The sequence below is a fragment of the Streptococcus mitis genome (genome assembly GCF_005144795.1).
Taxonomy (GTDB): domain Bacteria; phylum Bacillota; class Bacilli; order Lactobacillales; family Streptococcaceae; genus Streptococcus; species Streptococcus mitis_BB.
On the sequence record NZ_SWFJ01000004.1, the window covers coordinates 166198 to 172197 of the forward strand.

Below are 6000 nucleotides of genomic sequence, written 5' to 3' on the forward strand. Positions count from 1 at the left end.
ACGTTTTACGAAAACGTTTGCACTTAACTATGTATTAATTATACCACTTTAATTTTTTTTGTAAAGGCTTTTATAAAAAAAATGGAGAAAAAAGAGAAAGTTTTTACACTTCCTCTTTTATATTTACATTATTATTCTAGTATTTCAAGAAATATAGTATTAAATCTTTAGGAAACGTCTCATTGATATACCAGATCCAATTGAACCAATAAAGATACCGATAACAAAAAGAAGTGCAATCATGAGAGGTATAAATATATCTGGTGTAATCATTGACAAGTTTTGTCCAATCAATGATTTATTTACAGATTGATAAACCATATTGTAAACAAAGAAAACTAAAACTGATGGGATTGCAGCACCAAACAAACCGATAAAGGCACCTTCTAATAAGAATGGACCTCTGATATAACCATTTTTAGCCCCCACCAAACGCATGATTTGAATTTCACGACTACGTGAAATGATTGTAATACGAATAGTGTTGGAAATTAAGAACACTGCTATAAAGATCAACAGACCAGCTATAACTAATCCCCAAACACGGATGAAGGAAGCAAGTTGGAAAAGACGCTGGGTATTTGCACCGCCATCTTGAACTTCTGACACACCTTCAATTTTTTTAGCCTCTTCAGCTACTTTTTGGACATCACTTGGGGTATTTGTATCTACTACGTAAGCATCGTAGAGTGGATTGGCATCCCCTTCAAAAACTTTCCAATCATCGCCCATCGTTTCAGTTAATTTCTGGTACTGCTCTTCTTTACTTGAGAAGGTAACACTTTTAACAGTGGGCATAGCTTTCAAAGCATCATATACCTTATGGTAATCATTATTGGTTACTGTTTGACCTTCTTTTACAATAGTCTCACTATTGTCGGCTACATCCTTACGAATGTATACCATCACTCGGACATTGTTTTCAATATCGGTAGCCAATTTTGCAGTGTTAAAGATAACAGATGCAAACAAGGCAACAAGTGTCAAAGTAATCATAACCGAACTGACAGCTGCTACTGTCATCCAGCCATTTCGTTTCAAACTTTTTAATGATTCAAATAAATGACGAAAAAATCTACTAATCATCGTATCCATATTCTCCTTTAGCTTCGTCACGAACGACACGGCCATTTTCAATGGCAATGACACGGTGGCGCAAGGTATTTACAATCTGACTGTTGTGGGTAGCCATCAAGACAGTTGTACCTTGGAGATTGATGCGTTCCAACAAATTCATGATCTCCCATGAATTATCCGGGTCCAAGTTTCCTGTTGGTTCGTCCGCAATCAATACTTTGGGATTGTTTACAATAGCACGCGCAATCGCAATCCGTTGTTGTTCTCCTCCTGAAAGTTCATTTGGAAAAGAACGAACCTTATGCTTCAATCCAACCAAGTCTAAAACTTCCATAACACGTTTTTTGATATTACGGCGACTCTCACCAATAACTTCCATTGCATAGGCAATATTTTCATAAACGGTTTTCTTTGGCAAGAGTTTATAGTCTTGAAAGACCACCCCAACACTACGACGTAGAAGCGGAATATCTTTCTTCTTGATTTTAACTAGATTAAAATCTGCTACTGTTAAACTTCCTTTTTCGATTTTGACTTCTCGGTACAAAGATCTAATAAATGTTGACTTTCCTGCTCCTGAAGGTCCTACGATGTAAACAAATTCCCCTGGTTGAACGCTTACCGAAACACCACGTAGGGCAGTCGTTCCGTTGTCGTATTTTTTGACGACATCTCTCATTTCAATAATTGACATGTGAGTTCCTTTCTATCTTAGCTGATTCTCCACTTGAGATAGGCATCAATAAAACCATCTAGGTCTCCATCCATAACCTTATCTACTTGTGCAACTTCAAAGCTAGTTCGATGATCTTTTACCATAGTATATGGCGTGAAAACATAAGAACGAATTTGACTTCCCCATGTGATTTCCTTTTTCTCACCCTTGAGGGAATCAACCTCCGCAGCTTTCTTTTCTTGCTCCATTTGATAGAGCTTAGCCTGCAACATCTTCATGGCACGATCTCTATTTCCATATTGGGTACGATCCACTGTTGATTGGACAACAGTTCCCGTAGGAATGTGTGTCAAACGCACACCTGTTGAAACCTTGTTGACGTTTTGTCCACCAGCACCACCTGAACGGAAGGTATCCATCTTAATGTCATCTTCACGGATTTCCACTTCAATGGTATCATCCAGCTCAGGCATCACTTCTACAGATGTGAAAGAGGTGTGGCGACGTTTAGCAGAGTCAAATGGTGAAATACGGACCAAACGGTGAACACCCATTTCTGACTTGAGAAGACCATAGGCATTAGGTCCTTCAAATGATAAGGTTACTGACTTGATACCAGCTTCATCTCCTGCTTGGTAATCCAACACTTCCACTTTAAAGCCTTTAGCATTTCCATAGCGAGTGTACATACGAAGTAACATATCACCCCAGTCTTGAGCCTCTGTACCACCAGATCCTGGATGGATTTCCAAGATGGCATTGTTATGGTCATAAGGTTCTGACAAGAGAAGGGTCAGCTCATAGCTGGTCATCATCTTGTCAAGTTCTGATAACTGCGTTACCAGTTCTTCATGCACCGACTCATCTTCAGCTAAAAAGTCTAATAAAATTTCAACTTCATCCTGCAACTCTTCCATTTTGTGGAAGGTATTGTAGGTGTTTTTTAATTCATTTAATTCTTGCGACGTTTTTTGGGCCGCGATATTATCGTTCCAAAAATCAGGTTCTGTCATCTTGTTTTCCAAGATGGCAATCTCTTCCTCTAAACCTTCGAGGTCAAAGAGACCCCCTGAAAGAAGCTAATTTTTCACGATTTGCGTCAATTTTTTGACGAATTTCTGAAATGTCCATAAATACTCCTTTTTTATATCGTTTTATTATACCATAATCTCTTATTTCTTTCCATCTTTTGCTCTAATGACTTTTTCTATCTTGATTATACAATCTAATTGCACAATAAAAACTCATAAAATTTTCTAATAAAATAGAATTGAACGAACTAGTTACCAAAAAAGTTTTATGAGCTACCATCATTCTACCATAAACAAGAGTGAAAGTATTCTCATTTACTGTACTCAAGGCCTAAATTTTTCTCAAATTGCTAAGTTACCTCATCTTTATTAAACTAAATTATGAAATTCCCCAAGTGTTATATCCTTTATGCCTAACTTTCGGGGTACAGTCCAGTTCATACACATAGATCTTTTATCTCATAATCTCCCTGTTTCTTAATAGCGTATAAAAAAATCGTCATATGAATGCCCTTTTGTGTCAATCGTTGGCATAAATAGTTCGCTACTTTTACCTATTTAACAAAAGCCTTCGTAACCTAGTCAAATTATACCACAAAAAGAGAGCGTTTCCGCTCCCTTTACTACTCCGGTAATTCTATCTTCAAGCTCATATCCGTCAGTTGTAATACCTTCTGAACCGCAGCAAGAAAGGCTAGTCCATTATCCGATGGAGAATATTGGAAGGTAATATGGATGACTTTTTTGTCAAACTTATCACCGTATCGTGCCACATACTGCTTGCTTTCGAGGAAGTAGATATAGTTGTTCATTTTTTCCTGCAGAAGTTCCAAATGAACTGCTTCAATTTCTTCCTGCTACTCGAGAGGGTCTACTAGAAGAAGTTCCAAATGATTATCAACTGTACCAATTGCATCAAGTTCAGTTGGCTTTAATTTCGAAGATATAGCCTTTTGTACAAGAGATTTAAACTCTTTAACATCAAATAACTCACGTTTATCTTCTATATTTAGTAGAACAGCTTCAGGGTGATTACGTATGTAGTTTCTATCAATATCGTCTTGCTTTAGGGGCCAGTGCCCTGTTTCAGCATAAATCATGACTTCATATGCTCCCCTAGAAGATTCAAATGCTTTATCCATCAGTTCTTTAGTAATAGGATAGCGAACTTCTGGACCCATGGCTCCGCCAATTTCTTTAAAGAAGCTAATTTCGTAATAGCCGTCTGTCTCATATACAATAAATCCATTGCCTCTATGTACAATCGTATCCGATTGATTATAATCTTCTAACTCATCTTTCTTTGGCCAACGTTGATTTTCACAATAAAACATTACTTCTAAAGAATCTTTGTCTGATTTTGAAACACGTTCTGCTAATTCCTGGCTAATGGGAAAGTTAAGCACTTCTTTTCCTCTACTCCACAAAATCTGATAATCATTATTGTTTTTTAATATCGTACAATTTTTGTATTGCTGAATTTCTGTTGTCATACAAACACCTATTCAAATATCTTTCCTATTGTATAATCACCTGGTTTAAATTGATCTACAACTGCCTCTGGTATACCTCCCTTTGTAAAACCTCCTGGTTCCCAAAGGCCTTGCCAAGCACCTGGCTCATTGCCTGATGGCATACGTAAATTTTTAGGGTGTTTAACATTAATAGTAAGAGGTGAATCACCTAAATACCCTCTATCTAAGCCTAGTAATTCCTCTAATACTCTCGGATTCCCATCTGATGCCAATACAGCTTTATCATATATAAATTTTGGCATTACATAATGTCCCTTTTCTGGTCCAATATTCCCACCAAATTCCATTACAGATTTATTAAATCCTTCTTTACTGATAACCTTTACAACTCCATCCTTAAACATATTTAGATGTGTCTCTATCTCTTGGTGTGAAAGATATCTGGAAGGATCTAAACGTTGACCCTTTTCTGTACTAATCAAACCATCTACGATTTTTCTAGACATATCTGCTCGCTGTATTTTTTCCAGCTCCATCTTAAAGTTTTTAATTTTTGAGTTGCTACTATTAATTACATCAATCCGAGTTCTCTTTGGAATTTCTACACTACCAACAAATTTACCATTCCCCTTACCAACAATGACTCCGCCATTTCTTTCGATATTATCAAGGATTGTTTGGCGTTTAATGGATAAACCATCTTTTGCAGTTGTATAATCCGGAATCCGAATTTTTCCAGTTTTATCTACACCGACCGCTTTTAATTGGATACGCTGAATTTCACCTGCCGCATTACGAGTCTCAACAGTTATTTTCGTTTCAACATCTTTGAAATTTGTCTTGAAGTTACCAATCTTTCTAGTTGAAAACTCTCTATAATTAGAAAAATTTTGTTCAGATAAGTTATTTTTCACCTTATTGAGACTAAACTTGCTGGCTGCTGAGGAGACCGTATAACCTCCTACGATATTCCCGATAAAGTTTGCGGTTTGGGCATCTTCCTCACTTCCACCTAGGAGCTTGGTCCCATGATAGGCAACCTGACCTGCTGTATAGGCACCTGCTTCCCCTATCGCAAACTGGGTCAAGCCCTTGACAACGCTCTGGGTCTGCCCTATGGGAATCATGATGGCACTCGCCGTCACAAAGACATTTCCAACATCATGATACAGCTTGTCATTCCCCATGAAAAGCGTATCTCGGATGAGATTATAGGATTTCGTATGGGCATCCCCTGCATTTCCAAGTTGGATGTTATGAATCCCTTCCGCTGCATTAGACGCCCCATAAGCAAACGACCCCAGTCCTGCGGTTAAGCCAGCCCCAACAACCAAGGGTGTCGCAAAACCCATGCTTCCTACAATCGCAAGAATACTAAACGCAACGGTCATCACACCAATTGCCAGGTCTTTCCAACCGTTCTTGGCTCGATCCTCCGCAGCCAAGGCCTCAAAACGAGCCTTGTCTCTCTCCTGGGCAGCTTGTACGCGCTCAACACGACTCTCCATCTGCTTGGTCGCCTGTTGGTAGGCCATCGCAAAGCGTTGGACAGACTGGAGTTTAGCGAAATCACCCGACTGATAAGTCCCTACAGTCCGTGTCTTCCCTGCATGTTCTGCGATCAAGGCCTTGGTCGCCGACAAGAGTTCCTTAAAGGCAACCAAATCCTGACTCGCATGATTACTTTCATACTGGATGATCGAGTTGTCCAAGTTCTTGACCTGATTCATGAGAAAGTTAT

4 protein-coding genes and 1 pseudogene are annotated in these 6000 nt (G+C 38.6%); all 5 read right to left on the reverse strand.

The window, feature by feature from the left end; genetic code table 11:
- Positions 1–159 precede the first annotated feature (159 nt).
- The 5 genes and pseudogenes from ftsX to FBF73_RS10100 all read right to left on the reverse strand — a co-directional run bounded on the left by ftsX (position 160) and on the right by FBF73_RS10100 (position 5989).
- Positions 160–1086, reverse strand: a complete 927-nt coding sequence (gene ftsX, locus FBF73_RS04250; RefSeq protein WP_124787747.1) for a permease-like cell division protein FtsX — start codon at positions 1084–1086, stop codon at positions 160–162.
- Positions 1079–1771 (reverse strand): cell division ATP-binding protein FtsE, encoded by a 693-nt coding sequence (gene ftsE / locus FBF73_RS04255; protein ID WP_124787748.1) that lies wholly within the window; start codon positions 1769–1771, stop codon positions 1079–1081. The genes ftsX and ftsE overlap by 8 nt, the downstream gene beginning before the upstream one ends.
- Before the next feature lie 17 nt (positions 1772–1788).
- Positions 1789–2884 (reverse strand): peptide chain release factor 2 gene (prfB, locus tag FBF73_RS04260; protein WP_124787749.1). Its coding sequence is split into 2 segments (ribosomal slippage): positions 1789–2811 and positions 2813–2884, totalling 1095 coding nucleotides; the frame shifts between segments, so codons are not numbered across the junction.
- A gap of 523 nt (positions 2885–3407) precedes the next feature.
- Positions 3408–4118: pseudogene (locus tag FBF73_RS04275) on the reverse strand (DUF6572 domain-containing protein).
- Between the two features lie 167 nt (positions 4119–4285).
- Positions 4286–5989, reverse strand: a complete 1704-nt coding sequence (locus FBF73_RS10100) for a hypothetical protein (protein ID WP_240798241.1) — start codon at positions 5987–5989, stop codon at positions 4286–4288.
- Positions 5990–6000 lie beyond the last annotated feature (11 nt).